Annotated in this window: 21 protein-coding genes; 3 read left to right on the plus strand and 18 right to left on the minus strand. The window is 39.3% G+C overall.

Annotated elements, in window-relative coordinates:
* Nucleotides 1-2: 2 nt before the first annotated feature.
* Nucleotides 3-707 (plus strand): sensor histidine kinase, encoded by a 705-nt coding sequence (locus DMR_RS23575; RefSeq protein ID WP_148208454.1) that lies wholly within the window; start codon nucleotides 3-5, stop codon nucleotides 705-707.
* Nucleotides 708-1612: 905 nt separating this feature from the next.
* On the opposite strand, the gene DMR_RS23580 is transcribed toward DMR_RS23575, so the two are convergent.
* The 3 genes from DMR_RS23580 to DMR_RS23590 all read right to left on the minus strand — a co-directional run bounded on the left by DMR_RS23580 (nucleotide 1613) and on the right by DMR_RS23590 (nucleotide 3827).
* The gene (locus tag DMR_RS23580; RefSeq protein ID WP_015861835.1) at nucleotides 1613-1969 is read right to left on the minus strand and encodes a hypothetical protein; all 357 of its coding nucleotides are present in this window, start codon (nucleotides 1967-1969) and stop codon (nucleotides 1613-1615) included.
* 121 nt (nucleotides 1970-2090) lie between these two features.
* Nucleotides 2091-3191, minus strand: a complete 1101-nt coding sequence (locus DMR_RS23585) for a tyrosine-type recombinase/integrase (RefSeq protein ID WP_015861836.1) — start codon at nucleotides 3189-3191, stop codon at nucleotides 2091-2093.
* Between the two features lie 78 nt (nucleotides 3192-3269).
* Nucleotides 3270-3827: a tyrosine-type recombinase/integrase gene (locus DMR_RS23590; protein ID WP_015861837.1), complete on the minus strand. Its 558-nt coding sequence runs from the start codon at nucleotides 3825-3827 to the stop codon at nucleotides 3270-3272.
* A 123-nt stretch (nucleotides 3828-3950) separates the two neighbouring features.
* On the opposite strand from DMR_RS23590, the gene DMR_RS15285 reads away from it, so the two are divergent.
* A complete protein-coding gene (locus DMR_RS15285; protein ID WP_015861838.1) occupies nucleotides 3951-4376 on the plus strand; it encodes a hypothetical protein in 426 nt (141 codons plus the stop codon).
* 132 nt (nucleotides 4377-4508) lie between these two features.
* Here the strand turns inward: DMR_RS15285 and DMR_RS24555 are convergent, their stop codons facing one another.
* The 6 genes from DMR_RS24555 to DMR_RS24565 all read right to left on the minus strand — a co-directional run bounded on the left by DMR_RS24555 (nucleotide 4509) and on the right by DMR_RS24565 (nucleotide 9279).
* Nucleotides 4509-5075, minus strand: a complete 567-nt coding sequence (locus DMR_RS24555) for a hypothetical protein (protein WP_015861839.1) — start codon at nucleotides 5073-5075, stop codon at nucleotides 4509-4511.
* An 11-nt stretch (nucleotides 5076-5086) separates the two neighbouring features.
* The gene (locus DMR_RS23595; RefSeq protein ID WP_015861840.1) at nucleotides 5087-5731 is read right to left on the minus strand and encodes a PD-(D/E)XK nuclease family protein; all 645 of its coding nucleotides are present in this window, start codon (nucleotides 5729-5731) and stop codon (nucleotides 5087-5089) included.
* Between the two features lie 60 nt (nucleotides 5732-5791).
* The gene (locus DMR_RS23600) at nucleotides 5792-6850 is read right to left on the minus strand and encodes a C1 family peptidase (protein WP_015861841.1); all 1059 of its coding nucleotides are present in this window, start codon (nucleotides 6848-6850) and stop codon (nucleotides 5792-5794) included.
* A gap of 293 nt (nucleotides 6851-7143) precedes the next feature.
* A complete protein-coding gene (locus tag DMR_RS24560; RefSeq protein ID WP_015861843.1) occupies nucleotides 7144-7878 on the minus strand; it encodes a hypothetical protein in 735 nt (244 codons plus the stop codon).
* Between the two features lie 76 nt (nucleotides 7879-7954).
* Nucleotides 7955-8950 carry a helix-turn-helix transcriptional regulator gene (locus DMR_RS23605; RefSeq protein WP_015861844.1) on the minus strand — a complete coding sequence of 332 codons (996 nt, stop codon included), beginning with the start codon at nucleotides 8948-8950 and terminating at the stop codon, nucleotides 7955-7957.
* Nucleotides 8947-9279: a hypothetical protein gene (locus DMR_RS24565; RefSeq protein ID WP_015861845.1), complete on the minus strand. Its 333-nt coding sequence runs from the start codon at nucleotides 9277-9279 to the stop codon at nucleotides 8947-8949. Before DMR_RS24565 ends, DMR_RS23605 begins: the two co-directional genes overlap by 4 nt.
* Before the next feature lie 470 nt (nucleotides 9280-9749).
* Here DMR_RS24565 and DMR_RS15290 point away from each other — a divergent pair, with 470 nt between their 5' ends.
* Complete coding sequence (locus DMR_RS15290) at nucleotides 9750-10103, plus strand: DUF3024 domain-containing protein (RefSeq protein ID WP_015861847.1); 354 nt, start codon at nucleotides 9750-9752, stop codon at nucleotides 10101-10103.
* 18 nt (nucleotides 10104-10121) lie between these two features.
* Here DMR_RS15290 and DMR_RS23610 read toward each other — a convergent pair whose 3' ends face one another.
* The 9 genes from DMR_RS23610 to DMR_RS23640 form a co-directional block, all read right to left on the minus strand.
* Nucleotides 10122-10856, minus strand: a complete 735-nt coding sequence (locus tag DMR_RS23610) for a DUF4145 domain-containing protein (RefSeq protein ID WP_015861848.1) — start codon at nucleotides 10854-10856, stop codon at nucleotides 10122-10124.
* A 133-nt stretch (nucleotides 10857-10989) separates the two neighbouring features.
* Nucleotides 10990-11802, minus strand: a complete 813-nt coding sequence (locus DMR_RS24570; RefSeq protein ID WP_015861849.1) for an abortive infection family protein — start codon at nucleotides 11800-11802, stop codon at nucleotides 10990-10992.
* A 531-nt stretch (nucleotides 11803-12333) separates the two neighbouring features.
* On the minus strand, nucleotides 12334-12840 hold the full coding sequence (locus tag DMR_RS23620) for a hypothetical protein (RefSeq protein ID WP_015861851.1): 507 nt from the start codon (nucleotides 12838-12840) through the stop codon (nucleotides 12334-12336).
* Nucleotides 12841-12979: 139 nt separating this feature from the next.
* Nucleotides 12980-13114: a hypothetical protein gene (locus tag DMR_RS25625; protein ID WP_268741118.1), complete on the minus strand. Its 135-nt coding sequence runs from the start codon at nucleotides 13112-13114 to the stop codon at nucleotides 12980-12982.
* Nucleotides 13115-14195: 1081 nt separating this feature from the next.
* On the minus strand, nucleotides 14196-14552 hold the full coding sequence (locus DMR_RS23625; protein WP_015861854.1) for a hypothetical protein: 357 nt from the start codon (nucleotides 14550-14552) through the stop codon (nucleotides 14196-14198).
* 121 nt (nucleotides 14553-14673) lie between these two features.
* Nucleotides 14674-15774 (minus strand): tyrosine-type recombinase/integrase, encoded by a 1101-nt coding sequence (locus DMR_RS23630; protein WP_015861855.1) that lies wholly within the window; start codon nucleotides 15772-15774, stop codon nucleotides 14674-14676.
* A 78-nt stretch (nucleotides 15775-15852) separates the two neighbouring features.
* Entirely contained in the window at nucleotides 15853-16410 is a 558-nt protein-coding gene (locus tag DMR_RS23635) for a tyrosine-type recombinase/integrase (RefSeq protein WP_015861856.1), read from the minus strand.
* 275 nt (nucleotides 16411-16685) lie between these two features.
* Nucleotides 16686-17063 carry a hypothetical protein gene (locus DMR_RS15305; RefSeq protein WP_043600840.1) on the minus strand — a complete coding sequence of 126 codons (378 nt, stop codon included), beginning with the start codon at nucleotides 17061-17063 and terminating at the stop codon, nucleotides 16686-16688.
* Between the two features lie 1402 nt (nucleotides 17064-18465).
* On the minus strand, nucleotides 18466-19554 hold the full coding sequence (locus DMR_RS23640; protein ID WP_015861859.1) for a replication initiation protein: 1089 nt from the start codon (nucleotides 19552-19554) through the stop codon (nucleotides 18466-18468).
* Nucleotides 19555-19826 lie beyond the last annotated feature (272 nt).

Raw genomic sequence — 19826 nt, forward strand, 5'->3', positions numbered from 1 at the left:
TCATGGGTACCATCAATGATATTTCTGAAAGAAAAAAGATGGAAGCCATAAGAGACGATGTTGATAAAATAATGAGGCATGATTTACGGTCTTCCCTTATTGGTATCGTTGGATTACCCGACATCTTGCTGGAAAATCACGAACTCACACAGAAAGAGAGGGATATACTGTGTGCAATCCAGGATTCCGGTTACAAACTTCTATCAATGATCGAAAATTCCGTTAGCATTTACAGGATGGAGATTGGGTCTCATGAGCTAAATCTGTCAAAAATTGACATTATTCCAGTCCTCAAAAATGTTATTTCAGGGTTAAGTCGCAAATTCAAAAACAGTAGTATATCTTTTAAAATTCTTGTGGAAGATAAAATTCTAACTAATAGAGATTCATTTTTATTAGACTGCGAGGATACTTTTTTTTATAATATGATTTCAAATTTATTATTAAATTCACTGGAAGCTTCCCCATTAAACGAAACAATTTTCTTGAAGCTTTCTTTTTCAAAAAAATCACTCAGCATTATCAACAAAGGTTCTGTGCCTCTAGAAATAAGAAATAAATTTTTTGAAAAATATGTTACGGCAGGAAAAAAAAGCGGAACTGGAATTGGCACCTACTCGGCAGCTCTTATTGCCAAAACCCACGGTTGGAAGATATGGCTTGACACGTCAATTCTCAATGAGACTACCGTGACAGTTAAATTTTAACGATATTGACACTCGGATTTGCTCTTCACACGGCACTATCTCAACCAGTCGTAGCGCACCGTTCGGTTGCAGCGCTCAACCGTACCCATCTTCACGTCCTCCCCAAAGCGCAGCCCTTTGCGCATTGTGTAGCGCCTCGCCACGCCTCATTTTTCGACTCATTTCGGCTCGGCGGCCCAGCCAGCCTCGTCATCCCAAAATTTCAAATTTCGACGAACACAACGCATCCTGCTGCAATTGCTAACGATCATCGCGGAATCTGCGTTCAAATTCGTTAAAATTCGTTCAATACACTGAAATAACACATAAAATACAGAAAGCGACGCCGGGCCGGGAAAATCCTGGGAGACAAAACAGGTGGAGAGGGGACCAGATGACAGGGGGATTGGGGATTGCGGATAAATCGGGTCCGCCAACGATGCCAACAGGCACGACACGCTGAACATAGAAAAAAGGGCCAGGACTTTTATGTCCTAACCCCTTGAAATCATGGAGCCAGCATGGAGACTCGAACTCCAGACCTGCTGATTACGAAGACACAACCTTTGGCTCATCATATTGAATTAATTAGATTAATTTAGATTTTTGGCGCTATTTTTTGGCTAATAGCCAACAGCTCTTTTGGCAAAACAATACGCATTTTTGGCGGTGTTTTTGGTTATTTTTTGGCATGTTGTGGCAAACTGGACGAGAATTTATCACAAACATCCGCCACCATCAAGTTTCGAGATTGTAAATCAGTTCTTATGAATGGACGACAAACAAATTTTAAAGTAAAAAACGAGGCAGGCATTAGAAATCAATGCCCGCCTCCATGTAAATCAATACTCAATCTACTGAAACAACCGAACTAATCAAAACAACTCTTGACCCAACTAAACAAGTACATTCTGAAGAATTAACTATCACTTAGAATGAACGAGATAAGATTTTTTCATATACGCCGCTACAATATCATTAATATTTTGTCTCACACGAACAGACGAACCAGCATCACGATTAATTACTTCTGAAGATTCACTCTTACCGGTCTCGTTTTCAATGAGATTACTAGCTTCATAATTTATCAAAGATACATTTTCTTTACAATTTTTTACATCAACAACTGGTTTTTCTCCAGGAACATCACGTTTACGATCTATATCTTCAAAAATTGATTCAATAAATTTTTTATCGCCTAAATAACAACTTTTGCAATAACGATAGTGATACCCACCAACAAAAGTAGCTCCACAACTAGCGCACTTATTCTTTACATACATAACAAATCCCTCTTAAGTAAGTTTCGAAATATAAAATTGACAATTTTTAATTCAAACAATCAGCGAATCTATCAACGACATCAATTAGGGGCATCTTCCTACAAAGATGCCCCCCTTTTTATCAAACCAATTCAGGAAGCAGACTGACCGCTCTTTCTTTTTCACTTTCAAGGCAGTGATAGTAATGACTTGTTGTTGTCGAGATCATTGAATGCCCCAATAATTTTGAAACAGCCGCCAGATCAGCTCCTTTACTCAACATCGTTGTTGCGAAGAGATGCCTAAGATCGTACATACGAACTGGATAGTTAATCTTTGCCCGCTGACATGCCCCTCTAAATCCTTTGCGGATCATGCCAATACGCTCACCACGATAATCAACCACATATCCCGAGGTAGATTCAGCCATCCTTGACCGCATTTTTTCGAGCAACTTAGCCGAAATCGGAACAATCCGATATGTCTTTGTTTTACTAGCATATATACGCGCAACACTTTTTTCAAAATCGATATGCTCCCATTTGAGTGCAAGCAATTCTGATTCACCAGGACGGGTCCCAAGGTTGAAGCAAACTTCCATTGCCCAACGAATATGAGACTCTGCACACTCCATAATTCGCTTGATATCTTCAACTGTAAGCTGAATCTCTCGAGGCTTCTCTTTTGACTTACGTCTTCCGCGCATAGGATTCACTTTAGTGAGCCCCATTGCAACCCCGAAATTGAATATTGCATTGACATAGTCACCATAACGATTGACTGTCAATTGAGACCGAGGTTTTCCGCTCTTCCCTGGAGTATTTTGAAAAATCTTGATGAATGGAACCATGTCATCAACATAAGTCATCTCATTAACGACTTTGTCGCCGATGAGTGGATTGAACTGGTTCTCTATCATCTTTTTCAACTTCTTGGTATTGGTCTCTGTCCGACCAGAGACTTCAAGGTGCTCTATGTATTTATCCGCAAGATCCTTGAAGATTATTTCAAAAGGCGAAGTATTAACCAGAACCTCTTCACTCTTGACAGGTTGCTCTGACTCGATTGAAACAGAGGAGGAGACTTCTCCCCTACTCTGTTTGCTAGCACTTTTCTTTTCTTGATCAAATGCCAGAGCTTCAGCATAAGCATTATCGCCGCGACCAAAAGATTTATCTCGACGCGCCCCATTTACATCAGTGTAATAGACCATCCATCGTCCATCTCTTTGATAGACACCCATAAGATTTCTCGCATAAGCTTGAATATTGAATAAGACAATGATTTAAAATGACATGAAGACAGGCCGAAGCAATACACATCAAATAGTATTCAACAATATTTCCTCAACCTCTTCTTCTTGAATGCCCAAGTATCTTCTTGTTATCGAAGGGCTACTATGATTAAGACGCTTAGACAATATTTCCCAGCTAACACCAAATGTCTTCCGTTGATGATATGTCCAAGTCTTGCGAAGCGTGTGAGCACCGTAATTGCCAGTTAAATTTATCACTTCAGTCCAGCGTTTCACATACTTTATCACAGCAAATGTTGTCAGAGGATAATTCTTCCCCTTCCTGCTCTTGAACAAGTAATCAGAGCCATTGAATGAGTTACCATTTAGATACCCATCCAGCGCAGCTTTAATCTCCTTATTCAAAATGAAGACATTTTCTTTACCAGTCTTCTTTTCACGCAAAGAAATGCGCTCACCAACCGGAACGTCAAGAACGTCATCAATTTTCAAAGCCAAAATGTCTTGAACCCTCAATCCTGAATTTACACCCATTACAAACAGTAATTTGTCACGAGGATTATCACTCAAAAGCTTTTTTATACTTTTTATGCTTTTCAAATCAACAATTGGATCAACCTTCATAAAAGCCTCCAATGCTTGAATTTGCAACAGGACAGTGGGAAAACAGACTTTGAAAATGCTGGGTGAAAATTACCCTTAGAACCTGTTTTCAAAATCCAATTGTATTCCACGAGGTAGAAAGTTATGGGATTTGAGTTCTTCACCGATGAGATCAAGCCTGCTATCGGCCCCATCACAGGACCTACTGTTTCCATTTCAATGCGCCGTGGACAGGTCAGCTTTTCCGCTGCAGCTTCCACGCTGATGAAGCTGAAGACTGGAAAAACTTTTATTGCCATTGGTTACGATAAAGACAACAACTTGCTCGGATTCAAGGTCGCCAGCAAAAAAGAACAGGGCATGGCTCCCGTTGAAGAACTGAAAGTGTACGCTACGGGAACTTCAGTTGACGTGATCTATGCTTTTTCGACTCTTGACAAAATTCCTGCCATTCCCCGTGATGGCTCCTATAAATACCTTGTCTCTGAAGGAGAAGCTGGAGTCTTCTTCGTCGACCTTGGGAAAGGAAAGAAAAATCCGAAAGCTAAGTCAAAAGCTAAAGGATTTTAATTCGACCGAGTCATAATAAAAATCCCACGCCTTCCATCTCGGGAGGCGTGGGCGTAATTATTATATTTATACCAACAGAATAAAAGGCTACAAACAAAAATATCATTCAAAAACTTTGGCAACTATCACCCCTCAAGCGCAATAATCATCAATAGCTGGCATCAAAATCTTGTTAATCCTCGAAAATAAATCTGAAAAATAACAAACTGGTTCATCATCATATTTAAGCGCTAAAAGAACTTTCTTGTCATCCCAAAAACTAAACTGTTTAACCCTCTGAAACCAAACCCAATATTTTGACTGAGACCCTGGTCCAAATTCTTTATTTAATTCATCAACCACAGAATTATTTACAATTCCCTCTATATCCTTATCTTTACTTAATCCAATTATAAAATCTCTTACTCCGCCAGACTGCGCCTCTAAATTTAGCCATATATCTTTATTAGCCCAAGCTTGTTTCTGAAAAGCAATTCCGGCATATGACACAATACCTTCATCTGCATAAGTATTTTTATATGTCCACATCGAGCTATCTTCGAGACTATTGAAAAAAGCGCTCTTCAATTTTTGACCAAATGAATTATAAATTGAAACTAAAATTTGATTCCTAGATTCAATCACATTCAAAGCAATTTCTAAGTTTTTCTTGCTAGCGAGGGCATAACTAACTACTGCGTCTTTCTCTGGTGCTAACATTACAAACCTCCTCATCCTTGAACTATATTTTCAAGGATGTAATTCTTAAACTCATCTAAAAAGAAGCACACCCTAGTCGAATTGCAAACAGCTTTGCATTCATCTAGCCATGTCGCGACCTCGAAGTAAGACCAAACAACCAAGGTGACGCCAGACGGAGCTTGGTCTGTGTTTATTGTTTTAGGATTATGACCTGATGGAGTCAAAAAAACTATATAGCTATTATCACACAGTTTTGAGAGATGGTCTGAATAATCTGCCAGTTGGTTGTCTTGCTCCCCTGACCATAATTTGTTTTCAATGGCTATCAGCACAGACCCGAGTTCAACCAAAATATCAATCCGCCTATGATTTTGAAATATTGTATAAGTATGAGACTCTCGTGAAACTTTTACACCAGAAGTATCTAAAGATATTCTAGACTGTTCCAAAAGTCTTTCTAAAAACTTAATAAGAAAAATTGATTCTTGACCATGACTTCCAGAAGGGTTTAACAAAAAGGCAATGAGGTCAGACATTTTATTTTCATCAATATACATTAATTTTAAAAAATTGAATTCTGGTGCCAGAAATTTATTTAACTTGGAATTTGCGTCTTTAATTATTTCTAAACGAAATGACATCTCATCAAAGAAGCTTGCAATATTACTTTCCATGGCTATTCCTCGTTCGGGATCTATATCCAATTTTTGTCACATGCTTGGGGTACAGTCAAGTCAGTCCAGCAACAGCCTGAGCACTGGAGAAATATAATTATTTGATATTGTTGGATTAACTACCGAAGGCAGGTCTCCATAAACACCTGTGTTGTAGTATGCATACCCACCGAATTTTGTACCTGTTGAGTCAACACTCACGTGATCATCATAGGAAATTCGAAAAAACCCTTTCTCACCCCAGTCACCTCCCCAGCTATTCTTAACTAAGAAACACCTCTCATCGTCGTCATAGCCGACAACGAGAATGGCATGACTCCCTACATATTCAGCACTAGTACGGTGATAAACACCAGACTCGTAGAAATAAAAATCATAGTAAGTTCGCATGTTGACAACGAGCGGTCCATAGTCCCTTAGATACTTCTTCACAAGAGCGACGGTATAGGTAGCTTGATCCCCTACATACTCCCAGGGCACTTGAAGCACCCCATCTTTAAGCTTGAATTTCTTAGGAGACCCATATGAATCAGTACCTTGCAGAGCAAGCGAGCAGTCGAGTTTAGATTCTACGTAGGGGGCGTAGACTTCTTCGATAGCGCCAACATCTCTGTAAAAATTAATCGCACGAGAAGTATATCCACTTACACATGTTCCGGCACTAACATTGTTACATGACAACAATCCTTGCTCAGACAAATCCATCGCCGACGCTTCATCAAATCTCTTGTTATATATCCTCAGTAGCGTTTCAAGTTGAGCAGTCACTGCAAACGCCCAGCAAGAACCACACGAACCTTGATCTTTTATACTCGTAACATAATTTACTCCATCAACATCTGTCCAAGTGAACCTTGAAGGTGCCTCTAAGGCAACATCATCAGGCAAGCTATGCCTTGCGCTGAGTTGAGGTTGAATAACAGACTCCTCCTCGGCAGCGGTCGCCCACTTTTTTAAATCCTCAATGGACATACCTGTAAACTTGTTATCTCCAGCTTTCCAAGAACTTTTAGCTTTCTGGGCAATCTCACTATTAATTGACGCAACCCGACTCGATTCTGCCAAGGCATCAACAGTAATTAGTAAGCACATCAAAGTTAAAAGAAGAAAAGTATGCATACAGCTTGCCTTACATTAATTAGTTACAAAAAACAACGTTCGTCTGTACAATAGTTTATTCGCGCCCTATGACCAAATGACGGGGCTAGACTTTAACTCAATAACCATGGCACCTTTGAAGCGGCGGTCGTTAGTTAAAAAACTACAAACGACAACAATGGCAACGATTATCCAAGATGCTGCATGTTTTTGCCAAATCAGGATATCGATCTCTGCATTGCTTTGCACCGTATTGAATCTTCGATTCATCTCGGTCATTATCGTTGGGTCGTTAAAGCGCGACTTTAAATTGTTTAAATAATTCTCTCAACAAACCCAGTGTTAAAGACAAAGATTTGTTGCAGCAGATGTTCGACCTCAATTCCATTGGATCTCAAGAAGGAGAAGTGTGGAGGCTGTATGTAATCCAGGAATCCAAGCTTAAAAAAAGTTTCCCCTGAATAAGCTGGCCAATCTCTATAGCCTGGAGAAGAATATTTATAAGCTTCAGTTAAAGTGATATTATACAAAACGCCGTTTATTCGGCTTAGTGGATTCCTTCCATCCGACCGATCTTTGACTATACGCAGCCTTGAATAAGCTACAGCAAGCGCTTCTTCCAAAAGCGGTTCGCGCTTTGATCCAAATAAGTATCGCTGAATGTCACAATTAAAGTGAAACAACTCGTGATAATAGGTCTTATAGCAAACAAGTCTGGCCAAGCAGCATAAATCTTCCTTTGTCAAGTACAATGTCTGTTTTTTTCGACACCTAGCAACCAATGACCAGAAAAACTTACTAATACTATCCCGATATAAAGTAATGATACCAGGACTATGCATTGGATTATATGACCCGAGGAGAACGACTTCGGACAAACCACCATCCACCTGTGATTGACCTTCAAAAACATCAATCGGTTGATTTAATATTTCGTCTAAACAATCACTATCAATCCTATCTAAAACAATAATTTCTCCCAGTTCAGCAACGGGGAGTTCATTGATTTGTTCTATTAATTCTTTTGCTAATTTATCTGCAACATTCATTACAAATCTCCTCTTGAATTATAATTATGCTTTGAACTGCGCAAATGACGTTCTAAGGTTGCTGGCCACAAAGAGACTAGTAGGCGCTCAATGCTCTTTGAAGATCATATTTCAATTCTTCAGCTAGCTCTATTGGTTCTAGGAGCTTAGCGTCTGCGCCGAAACTTAATATCCATCTTTTTACGTCAAACCAACCCGATGTGTTGAGTTCTAAAATGATTGACCCGTCAGGACAACTAGTTTTAATTTGACTAGGAGACCAAGCTCTTTCGTCTATGTATTTAGCTTGACTAGATGAAAACCATATTTTCACAGAAATTGGATCATCAAATATAAATCCAAAAGAATTATTTAATAATTTTTCAGGATTGAATCCACGCGGGTATTTGTAATCTTTGTTAAGCAATGTTATTTTTTCAATCCGCTCAACTGCGATTGTCCGAACGTCTTTGTGATTGTTAAATCTAACAAATAGATACAACCCTCCGTTCTTGTAAAAAAAACAAAGAGGACTTATATCGTACTCAGCAGTATTGTCTTTTGAAAAGGAGTGATAAGATATTTTGCATTGCATTTTTGTAATAATCGCTTGATTAAGAACATCAATTATTTTTTCTTTTTCAGCATAATTTTTATCAAAATCGCGGTTTTTAATATACATTTTTTCAATAGAATCTACCAATTCAGAAACCTTGAGCGTAGTCATTGATGCAATCTTTTCAAATGCGTTATTGATGTGCCCTTCTACCTGTGTCCCGTTTAAAATCGCAAAGTTAGTTTTCATCAAATAAAGTGCAATAATCTCTGGCAAAGAGAAAAATATACATGGAAACTTAGCACTTCCAACTCTTTTAACGTAATCATGGCTTACCTTGTAAGAAACTTTTTCTTCTCTATCTATTTCTACAACCTCAATTCCAAACTGCATTAAGATGTCAACGTTCCTTCGGGCGGTACGTTCATGAACGTCTAATATTTCAGCAATTTCACTATAGGTAGCCCCTTGCGGCCTAGCTAACAAATCAAAAGTCTCTATTATACGAATAACGTTTTGACCACGGTTAATTGTCATTTCAATTGCTCCCTAACTAAATTAACTGCGGCGAACAAGCGCTTCTTTTTAAACTTTGACGCTGCCATGTAATCAGAAGGTTCCGATCTAATTCCTTTGTTTATCTGACCTGAAGCAGCGACTAATGAAACGACACGACTAAAAGATGGATCAAATAACATTCTCGCAAACTTCGTGGCATAGGTTTGCCCGGCATGGATATAAGCCAAATTTAAAGCCCTTAAGCTTTCATCAATTTTGCCGAAAATCTGGGGGTAATGCAAAAGATTTTTTACCCGAGCCAATTGTTCACTTGAAAGATAGACTTTAAGAAAAGTATCATCGTTCATCACGTCCTCCTTGCCTCACCCGATTGGTCAGGTGTGCTGGCTGAGAGGACCTTACGACGTGGTTTTGACAGATTAGGTCATAGCGCTTTTAAAATATATACTAATATTTTAATGCCTTGCCTGCTATTAAGATAATATTTTCGCCAACCAAAGGAGTTATCGTCCTTGCTAATGGAGGAAAAGAGACAGCAAGCTATCAAAGGACGTTTCCACTAGCGGCCCACCCAGCGCCGCCGGCCGAATCGGACATTGGGCCTAGGCGGCCCACCCTTGCGTTTTTTTGGGGGGGGGGGGAGGGGCCAGGGCATTCTAGCCCGCATGGGGAAAGCCCCAGGAAAAGACCGTAGGCCGTGAATCCAACTGTTCAAAATTATTGGGTAACATCTACGCCCTAGATAGCTTGCTGATCAAGCCCCATGACGGCTAGGGTGATCACCGCAGACGGGGAGCAGACCACCATAGAGGATCAAATGGCCATCAGCGAATTCGAACAGCACCGGCTAGAAAGCATCCTGAAGAAATTCTGCGACGAGCAGGGGCCACCGGCCCATGTTCGTGATCAGCTTCAGTGGGGCTTCAGGATAGACCCTGAACAACAAACCATGGAGCTATTCGAAATCCGTCCCTATTTCATGGACGCCAGCCGGAAAATCGAAAGCAGGTTTGCCAAAGCGGCCTATGTGAAGACTTCCAAGATCTGGAAAGTCTACTGGATGCGCGGGACAGGCAAATGGACCAAGTATGATCCATGCCCGAAAGTGAAGACGATTGAAGAGTTCTTAAAAGTTGTGAAAGCAGATGAATTTCATTGTTTCCTTGGATGATTATTAGCAGTCATATACTTACTTGGATTTACATTCTATTGCCTTACTTATTTCTCCAGTTCGCACAGCTCTTGAACGATGGACGTAAATATCATCAATGACAAATGAAAGGACTTCATAGACATCAAGAATATCTTTTTTCAACAACACCCCGCCATGCGCGGCCTCATTCCCAAGCCATTTAACTGCCATAAGTCGCATGGCCAATGATTCTTCAGAAGCTTTAAAAATTTCTATTCTTCTGTGAAGTTTTAACTTTGTTTTGTTGCCGTTTTTAGCATTAATTTCTCCCGAGACACCATTTTCGTCAAGAAATCTTTCTACAGCATTTCGAGCATGTGCGCCAGCCGACAAAGTGTCGTTAAAGAAACTAGAGAAAGACAGGTTTAATTCCTCTGCTATCGTCGAAGGAGTATTTTTAGGAATTTGAAATATTGGCAAAGGTGGAAAGAAAAATTTTGGAGTCAAAGTGTCGTGATAAGACCACCCGCTCGGCGATTGATCGTAAGCAGGTTCAGTTGAAGCAATTCCAGCAAAAGATATTGGGTACCTACATTCTTCGAATGTACATGCGAGAATTCCAGACACAACAAAATCACAGGATTCAGGGTCAACATAGTCTATTTCTGCGCTTGCTTTCATAAAAATTGATTTAGGGACACATGCAAGTTTCCCTACTCCACATCGAGGACATACAATTTTTGTCTGCTCATTGGTCGTGAATTGTAAATTCAATATATAATTTCTATCCATAGCACACACCTCATCTTACTTTCAATTTCATACGGCAAGCGAACAAGATCTCGAAATATGTTTACTTAAAAAAACTATTGAAGAATTAACAAGCGTTGTCTAAAAAAGCTTGTCCATTGTTCGTTATATATAATTAATTCTTTTCAGGAGGTGCAGTTCGTATTTCATTTGTTTCTATAAGAAAACTTGCAAGTGCTGCACCGACTCCAACGACTAATCTCGCGTGCCGAGGTGAAATCCCAGAGTTTCGGATTTTTCCATGACCAGTTCCATAAATATTGCGCAGTTCGTATATGCCTGTGACTACTTGCCCAAGGTTGCTTAAGATGCGACGAACAATCTCTGCACCTTTGACAGATTCATGTATTTCCGATGGATCAAGTTTTAAATTCTTCTGTACTTTTTTAAGCAATTTTGGAAGGTCTTCTTTGCAATCACCATCGCCAAAACTCATCAAAACTGTCTTCATGACACTTTCAAGCATTTCTTTTGTTGAACCAACTGCAAGTTCTGGATCCGTTTCGATTGATTCGCGAATTCTTTGAATATGTTTCGACAAATTGAATGAATTGTCTAGGGCAACCTTCTCTGCAGCAGAAAGGCTAGGATGGATGTGCCCAAATAACTCTTCAAACAATTGCGGATCATTATTCTGAAGCCAGTCTTTTAGATTGCAATAATCTGCGAGAATATCGAAGTTCTTTTTGTCAAGATCGATTAATTGTCTAAGCACTCCTAAAACACAACCAGAATAGTCGTCATCTCCAAAACTAAGACTCCTAAGAAGTTTTGGATGAGAATTTATAATGTCTCTGTCATTTATAAGATATGTTACCTCATCCCAATTTTCGGAATCGAATTTTGAAACTATACAGCGCTTTAACGCGAGGACAGCCTTTGGCGAAATTCCTGGACTTAATGGGTTGCTAATTGCGTGATGACTCACTCGATTCACCCTTTTCGTGAAGAGTTATTATTTACAAACAGCATGTTACTTCTATATTTTTGTTTCTAAATGGTATCCAAAAAAGACTCGAAAAAAACAACTCAACTTAACCTCTACACTAACGACTGAGTATGTGTATCATAATTATTCCCATGATCAAGCAATTTTCCGTCCCTCTCTTAACTCGGTCAGCACGACGGGAACAGTACGAAAATGAATCACCGATGAATCCCTTCCCCCAACGCGCAGACATCTGCGCACCACACGGTGCCTCACTACACCCTCATTTTACGGTTAATTTTCGACTTATTAGCCCGCCAGCCCCGGCAATCCAAAGTATCAAAATTCGGAGAATTCGACACATCAGCCCGGAATAATTTATGATTAACACATAGCTTGCGCTCAAAATCTTTCAAATCGTGTCAACACACTGAAATTAATGAGTATGGTGGAACATTCTGCGCCGCCGTGGCCACTGAAAAGGAAAAGCAGGCAAAAAAGAGGGCGGATAAATCGAATACTATCTCACGTTTAAATACGGTCTGAACCTAAAACAGCGCACTCAATCCTAGCAGTTCTTTCATCAATAGACTTCAAGACAAGGTCATCTAGGACAATGGTTTCTCGAGATTTAATCTCATTTGGAACAGTCAAGAACGACCTATTAATCATACCGCCATCGGCAGCTATCTCCACACACGATATTTCGATGTTCTTATGAACCTTACCGGTTAAATTAGTCAACTGTATACGAGCTAAAGTTGTTTCCTGACATTGAGCGACATCCATTACCAAGGAAACATCCAACGCCCCTTTTCGTTCAGGCAATCCGACACTGCAAGCACCGACAACTATTGTCTCAATTCTTATCCCATCATCTAATACAGTCTTAGTCTTACTACTACCCAGAAACTTACCAATCAAACTGTCATTTAACTCTGAAAACACCGCAAAAACAGCAACAACTGAAACCAAAACAATACCAAACAGATAAAAACTGGCATTATTTTGCGATGAACTTTTAAATAACTTCTTCATCTTCGAATATTCCTATAGACAACAAAAAGATGCAAATACACGCTGCTAAACCAAAAAAAAATAAAAATCTACCAGCACACCAAAAACACGACAATGCAAGTCTTGATGATTTAAGTCGCCTACTGACCGACAATTCTTTCTAGTCACCAAGAAATTGAGCAATATCCTTTGAAATTGAATCTTTAGTATCTTTTTCTTTCAAATCAATCACTCCAATCCTCTCTCCATTGTCTCCGCAAAGAATAATACGCCCCCCGTCTTCGAGCGTAACCATCCGTACTTCGGGATTAAAAGCGTTTACCCCAGGATCCTGAGACCAGACACTCGCTGGTGCCAAGCAAACACAAATAACCATACTGAAAAAATAGAGAAATATGAACACTATTAGGGCCTTCAATGAGTTCTACTTACACGGGCAAAATGCCCTCACTGATTTGCCTTGTGCTCATAGAAAACGCAACGAAGAATTCGCAGCCGCATCCCTAACGCAAAATGAACCGGTGCGCATAGCGGACAACACAGGGTAATGTCATTCCCGATGAATCCCTTCCCCCAACGCGCAGACGTCTGCGCACGGCATGGTGCCTCACTACACCCTCATTTTCAGGTTCATTTTCGACGTATCAGCCCCGCCAGCCCCGGCATCCCAATGTATCAAAATTCGATGAATACGACGCATCTTGCTGAAATTACAGATGATCCACGGAAGTTTTGCGTTCAAATTCGTTCAAAATTTTTCAACATACTGAAAATACAAATAAAAACATAGCTGCCCCTCGGTCGAAAAATAACGGGGAGACAAAACGGGTGAGGGGGGGGGCCGGATGACAGGGGGATTTGGAATTGCGGATAAATCGGGTCCGCCAACGATGCCAACAGGCACGACCCGCTGAACATAGAAAAAGGGGCCAGGACCATCGGTCCTAACCCCTTGAAATACTGGAGCCAGCATGGAGACTCGAACTCCAGACCTGCTGATTACGAAGACACAACCTTTGGCTCATCTTGTTGAATTAATTAGATTAATTTAGATTTTTGGCGCTATTTTTTGGCTAATAGCCAACAGCTCTTTTGGCAAAACAATACGCATTTTTGGCGGTGTTTTTGGTTATTTTTTGGCATGTTGTGGCAAACATGACTAGAATTTATCACAAACATCCGCCACCATCAAGTTTCGAGATTGTAAATCAGTTCTTATGAATGGACGACAAACAAATTTTAAAGTAAAAAACGAGGCAGGCATTAGAAATCAATGCCCGCCTCCATGTAAATCAATGCTCAATCTACTGAAACAACCAAACTAACCAAAATAACCATTGACACAACTGAACAAATACATTCTGAAGAATCAACTATCACTTAGAATGAACGAGATAAGATTTCTTCATATACGCCGCTACAATATCATTGATATTTTGTCTCACACGAACAGACGAACCAGCACCACGATTAATTACTTCTGAAGATTCACTCCTACTGGTCTCGTTTTCAATGAGATTACTAGCTTCACAATTTAACACAGGTTCATTTTCTTTGCATTTTTTTTCAGCAACAACTGTATTTTCTACAGGAACATCACGCTTACGATCAATCTCTTCAAAAATTGATTCAATAAATTTTTTATCGCCTAAATAACAACTCTTGCAATAACGATAGTGATGCCCACCAACAAAAGTAGCTCCACAACTAGCGCACTTATTCTTTACATACATAACAAATCCCTCTTAAGTAAGTTTTGAAATATAAAATTGACAATTTTTAATTCAAATAATCAGCGAATCTATCAACGACATCAATTAGGGGCATCTTCCTACAAAGATGCCCCCCTTTTTATCAAACCAATTCAGGAAGCAGACTGACCGCTCTTTCTTTTTCACCCTCAAGGCAGTGATAATAATGACTTGTTGTTGTCGAGATCATTGAATGCCCCAATAATTTTGAAACAGCCGCCAGATCAGCTCCTTTACTCAACATCGTTGTTGCAAAGAGATGTCTAAGATCGTACATACGGACAGGATAGTTAATATTTGCCCGCTGACATGCCCCTCTAAATCCTTTGCGGATCATGCCAATACGCTCACCACGATAATCAACCACATATCCCGAGGTAGATTCAGCCATCCTTGACCGCATTTTTTCGAGCAACTTAGCCGAAATCGGAACAATCCGATACGTCTTTGTTTTACTAGCATATATACGCGCAACACTTTTTTCAAAATCGATATGCTCCCATTTAAGTGCAAGCAATTCTGATTCACCAGGACGGGTCCCAAGGTTGAAGCAAACTTCCATTGCCCAACGAATATGAGACTCTGCACACTCCATAATTCGCTTGATATCTTCAACTGTAAGCTGAATCTCTCGAGGCTTCTCTTTTGACTTCCGTCTTCCGCGCATAGGATTCACTTTAGTGAGCCCCATTGCAACCCCGAAATTGAATATTGCATTGACATAGTCACCATAACGGTTGACTGTCAATTGAGACCGAGGTTTTCCGCTCTTCCCTGGAGTATTTTGAAAAATCTTGATGAATGGAACCATGTCATCAACATAAGTCATCTCATTAACGACTTTGTCGCCGATGAGTGGATTGAACTGGTTCTCTATCATCTTTTTCAACTTCTTTGTATTGGTCTCTGTCCGACCAGAAACTTCAAGGTGCTCTATGTATTTATCTGCAAGATCCTTGAAGATTATTTCAAAAGGCGAAGTATTAACCGGTACATCTTCACTCTGGACAGGTTGCTCTGACTCGATTGAAACAGAGGAGGAGACTTCTCCCCTACTCTGTTTGCTAGCACTTTTCTTTTCTTGATCAAATGCCAAGGCTTCAGCATAAGCATTATCGCCGCGACCAAAAGATTTATCTCGACGCGATCCATTTACATCAGTGTAATAGACCATCCACCGTCCATCTCTTTGATAGACACCCATAAGATTCCTCGCATAAGCTTGAATATTGAATAAGACAATGATTTGAAAGAACCCCAAGGCAGGCTGAAGCAATACACATCAAATAGTATTTAACAGAATTTCTTCAACCTCTTCTTCTTGAATGCCCAAGTATCTTCTTGTTATCGAAGGGCTACTATGATTAAGACGCTTAGACAATATCTCCCAGCTAACACCAAATGTTTTCCGTTGATGATATGTCCAAGTTTTACGAAGCGTGTGAGCACCGTAATTGCCAGTTAAATGTATCGCTTCAGTCCAGCGCTTCACATACTTTGTCACAGCAAATGTTGTTAGAGGATAATTCTTCCCCTTCCTGCTTTTGAACAAGTAATCAGAGCCATTAAACTGGTGACTACTTAGATACCCATCCAGCGCAGCTTTAATCTCCTTATTCAAAATGAAGACATTTTCTTTACCGGTCTTCTTTTCACGCAAAGAAATGCGCTCACCAACCGGAACGTCATGAACGTCATCAATTTTCAAAGCCAAAATGTCTTGAACTCTCAATCCTGAATTTACACCCATCACAAATAGCAATTTGTCACGAGGATTATCACTTAAAAGCTTTTTTATACTTTTTATGCTTTTCAGATCAACAATTGGATCAACCTTCATAAAAGCCTCCAATGCTTGAATTTGCAACAGGACAGTGGGAAAACAGGCTTTGAAAATGCTGGGTGAAAATTACCCTTAGAACCTGTTTTCAGAATCCAATTGTATTCCAACCGGATACCGCCCCAAGCTAACCCAATGTACGTTTCTACACAAAAACGTACATTCCTTATAAGTATTATTTCTATATAATTTTTGACAGTTTTAACAAATCTTTGCCAATAAATAAAAAAGGCCATGCCTTACGACATGGCCATACCTAAAATAACTTTTGAAGACTAAACTTTCGTCAAAATGATCATGTCATTCTCGACCGTGACAGTAAATTCATCACCTTCAACAACGTCCAGCCCTTTGAGAGCAAGATTTTTCAGATAGACCTTGAGCTCCAACTTCTTATTCACCTTCGGCCGACTCGAATTCTTAAGGTACAGCCCTTTGACCTCGTAGTAACTCTTGTCATCACTCATGAGCTTCAGAACGTAGTGTTTCAACGTCTGTCGATGAGTGACTCCCAACTCCTTCATGATTTCTGCGGAGTCCATATTCTTTTGAATGCACTCGCGCAAAAGACTCGGATTGTATCGCGACTCGGGCTTTTTCTTATCAGAGGAGTGTCCCTCTTCAAAAGAATTGGCTTCAGCCTTCTTGGCCATGACAGTCTCCTTTGTTTACTATAATATATTTCTCTATTTACCCCTTGATTATCAACAAAAGTTGTTTCTTTTTGAAACCAAACCAGCTCTTGCCCTGGATAAAAACGTGCATTCGCGCTAGGAGCCCCATCCTGGGGTTTTCCCCTTGAGGGGACAGCAAACCGTAGACTGACCCCAGAACTGCCCGTATTCAGGCGATTTGGGGCCTCCCCTTTTGCTTCCCCAGGGTTAAGAATTTTCCATTGACCAAAAACAGAAGGCCCGGCAGAACCAGGCCCTCTCATAAGTAATTTGCAGACCATCACCTTGCGCCGGAAGGTAAATACCTATCCGGCGCAAGATGATTTACTGGATCGAAGATAACGTCGCCGTCATCAGCGTCCATGGATTCCTGACAGGCGGTTTTCCCGCATCAGGCTCCCCGAGAGATGTTTATTGTAACCATCACATTTTCAGCACAATTATCGAACTGACTATTCCCTGCCAATCAACACCTTGAAATCAAGTACTGAATAATTCTAAATCTTAGCTCAACTAATCAACATCACTTCTTTCCATAAACATCTCTCTGCATCTCTTACAGATGCGCTGCCATTCTCATTTGAAATTAGTCTTCTCACAAACCTACGCAAAGCGATCAAACAAGAACTTCCCTTCGTCGAGTCAACTCTAGACAAAAACCATCCGACACCTAATCGCATACACATGATTCATTTCAATACAATCTGTCTATTGAAACGAACTCACTAACAAGTAAACTTCGATTTGCCACGAATCTCGTTCATCATATGCGCCACCTTGGTTTCACACCTATCTGGCATTACCGGCTAGTTTAAGGCCTTATCCACTTCACCAGCTATTTCACAATATACTGGCTGGAAAATCTCAGGATCAATCATTCGATGAGAACGATGATTGATATAACCCCTGAGATTCTTCTTTCAGCCTCAAATCACTCAGAATGATAAGGTCCACTGGCAGGACACTAGAACAACGACTTTGTAAGGCACCCATGGCTATTTAGCCTGCACCTAGAAGCTATTAATAATTTACTAAAATCTTAAATTATTCATAAATTTCGCGGATAAAACTATCAGCAACAAAGAACAATACAAAATAATAACTAAAAAATCTTATAGTTAGAAATAATATTTCTATATATCACGCGCAATTATTGTACTTTTAGAAGACTATTCAAAAATCAACAGGGTGTCCATACACCAGATGGACACCCCAAGTTCACAATCACCCCTTCTAATGATTTGAAGAATTAAAAGAATTATAACATTTAATTGAGTCCTCATCAAAGAAAAGTTTTGTCTTAGACAAAGGGGACATCAGCTATTCATCTTTGGAAATGATTTACAAAAAAAGACAAACTTTGACTAGGTAATATGGTACATCAAGATTTACTCTCTAAAAGACGATTTTTAAACATGATAATTTGAGATTTATATTTTAAAACAGTTTTATAGCCAATACCACTTTCAATAGATATTTTATTGTAACTTAAATTTTGATTATTTAAATACAACTTTAAAATAGCATTACATATTACTTCCAAAGTATTATTTTTTCTAATCTCATGGACATACTTTGCCCCTAAGGATTGTCTCTCTTTAATAACTGTCTCTTTATCATCATCACTAACATTTGAATCAATATCTTTTAAATTCATAACACCATAGTTCTTAAATATATATTTATACTGGGCATCATCTTTTCTGTTCCATATATATCTTGAAACATTTCTAGAAATAGTTAGAACCTCACTTTCACTCAATGGACCTTTAGAACTCCAATTTACAGATATCACAGAATAGTTTTGCTCTAACAAGTAATTATACAGTCCTTCTTGGAATACATCATAGTCATTGAACTGTTTAACAATTGAAACTGACCATTTCCTAGCTATATGAAACAGTTCTTCATTTCTACCAGCATAGATTTTATCTTTATCATATTTTCTAAATCCATGACAACTTGAGACTTCTACAAATTCAGCTAAGTAATTGAGATTGTATGCTTCATTATGCCAAGTCACTTTCCATTTTGAAGAAAATGGATTCTTTATTGAAGCATTTGTATATCCTGGGTCAGCTGAAGTTTTCTTTTCATAGCCATGGAGCACTGCTTTGAAGTAATTTACACATGAGATTCTGATTTTCTTGAAGTTTTCATTGCACGGCCAATAAATTGGTTTTTTAAGTTCATAAGCTAAAGTTCCATGGCTATTTTCATTGTTTACAAAAGATATCGTCGGCTGAGGAAGTCCTTCATCCATCCAAACTGAGACACCACCTTCCCAATCCAGATCGAGACAGAGATAATTCCTTCTTGATTTCGGAAATAAGAGATAATTTGACTTTTCAAATGCTTCATCAGGCAAAGAACAATTATCAATGACTTTACCTGAACCCCAGCGGATTGTTCTATCGAAGTGTTGTTTAAATCTTTCTTGCGGCGAAATTGAGGATACAATAGTAGGCATGACAATCTCCTTAGAGTAGTTTCTAAAGAGATTATTTCTTTATGTCCTTAGAAATGGAAACAAATCTTGCGGATACTTACAAAGAAAAATAGAACAAAATAATCTTGTCCAAAAAAATTTTCAAAATGGAATTTCAAATTTAGACATAAAAATACTTGTCTTTCCACCGTTGAGAATTTTAATTGATTTTGCTTACAAATCTATAAAATCAAGGGGCCAATGTAATTACACTGGAAACAATAAATTGCTAGATTGAACATATCTCCTTGTAA

The organism is Solidesulfovibrio magneticus RS-1, from assembly GCF_000010665.1.
Taxonomy (GTDB): domain Bacteria; phylum Desulfobacterota; class Desulfovibrionia; order Desulfovibrionales; family Desulfovibrionaceae; genus Solidesulfovibrio; species Solidesulfovibrio magneticus.

What these genes read in the sequence shown, in the direction of transcription:
- DMR_RS23575 (WP_148208454.1), top strand. Translation starts at nt 3, where the DNA reads ATGGGTACCATCAATGATATTTCTGAAAGAAAAAAGATGGAAGCCATA.
- DMR_RS23580 (WP_015861835.1), bottom strand. Translation starts at nt 1,969, where the DNA reads ATGTATGTAAAGAATAAGTGCGCTAGTTGTGGAGCTACTTTTGTTGGT.
- DMR_RS23585 (WP_015861836.1), bottom strand. Translation starts at nt 3,191, where the DNA reads ATGGGTGTCTATCAAAGAGATGGACGATGGATGGTCTATTACACTGAT.
- DMR_RS23590 (WP_015861837.1), bottom strand. Translation starts at nt 3,827, where the DNA reads ATGAAGGTTGATCCAATTGTTGATTTGAAAAGCATAAAAAGTATAAAA.
- DMR_RS15285 (WP_015861838.1), top strand. Translation starts at nt 3,951, where the DNA reads ATGGGATTTGAGTTCTTCACCGATGAGATCAAGCCTGCTATCGGCCCC.
- DMR_RS24555 (WP_015861839.1), bottom strand. Translation starts at nt 5,075, where the DNA reads ATGTTAGCACCAGAGAAAGACGCAGTAGTTAGTTATGCCCTCGCTAGC.
- DMR_RS23595 (WP_015861840.1), bottom strand. Translation starts at nt 5,731, where the DNA reads ATGGAAAGTAATATTGCAAGCTTCTTTGATGAGATGTCATTTCGTTTA.
- DMR_RS23600 (WP_015861841.1), bottom strand. Translation starts at nt 6,850, where the DNA reads ATGCATACTTTTCTTCTTTTAACTTTGATGTGCTTACTAATTACTGTT.
- DMR_RS24560 (WP_015861843.1), bottom strand. Translation starts at nt 7,878, where the DNA reads ATGAATGTTGCAGATAAATTAGCAAAAGAATTAATAGAACAAATCAAT.
- DMR_RS23605 (WP_015861844.1), bottom strand. Translation starts at nt 8,950, where the DNA reads ATGACAATTAACCGTGGTCAAAACGTTATTCGTATAATAGAGACTTTT.
- DMR_RS24565 (WP_015861845.1), bottom strand. Translation starts at nt 9,279, where the DNA reads ATGAACGATGATACTTTTCTTAAAGTCTATCTTTCAAGTGAACAATTG.
- DMR_RS15290 (WP_015861847.1), top strand. Translation starts at nt 9,750, where the DNA reads ATGGCCATCAGCGAATTCGAACAGCACCGGCTAGAAAGCATCCTGAAG.
- DMR_RS23610 (WP_015861848.1), bottom strand. Translation starts at nt 10,856, where the DNA reads ATGGATAGAAATTATATATTGAATTTACAATTCACGACCAATGAGCAG.
- DMR_RS23620 (WP_015861851.1), bottom strand. Translation starts at nt 12,840, where the DNA reads ATGAAGAAGTTATTTAAAAGTTCATCGCAAAATAATGCCAGTTTTTAT.
- DMR_RS25625 (WP_268741118.1), bottom strand. Translation starts at nt 13,114, where the DNA reads ATGGTTACGCTCGAAGACGGGGGGCGTATTATTCTTTGCGGAGACAAT.
- DMR_RS23625 (WP_015861854.1), bottom strand. Translation starts at nt 14,552, where the DNA reads ATGTATGTAAAGAATAAGTGCGCTAGTTGTGGAGCTACTTTTGTTGGT.
- DMR_RS23630 (WP_015861855.1), bottom strand. Translation starts at nt 15,774, where the DNA reads ATGGGTGTCTATCAAAGAGATGGACGGTGGATGGTCTATTACACTGAT.
- DMR_RS23635 (WP_015861856.1), bottom strand. Translation starts at nt 16,410, where the DNA reads ATGAAGGTTGATCCAATTGTTGATCTGAAAAGCATAAAAAGTATAAAA.
- DMR_RS15305 (WP_043600840.1), bottom strand. Translation starts at nt 17,063, where the DNA reads ATGGCCAAGAAGGCTGAAGCCAATTCTTTTGAAGAGGGACACTCCTCT.
- DMR_RS23640 (WP_015861859.1), bottom strand. Translation starts at nt 19,554, where the DNA reads ATGCCTACTATTGTATCCTCAATTTCGCCGCAAGAAAGATTTAAACAA.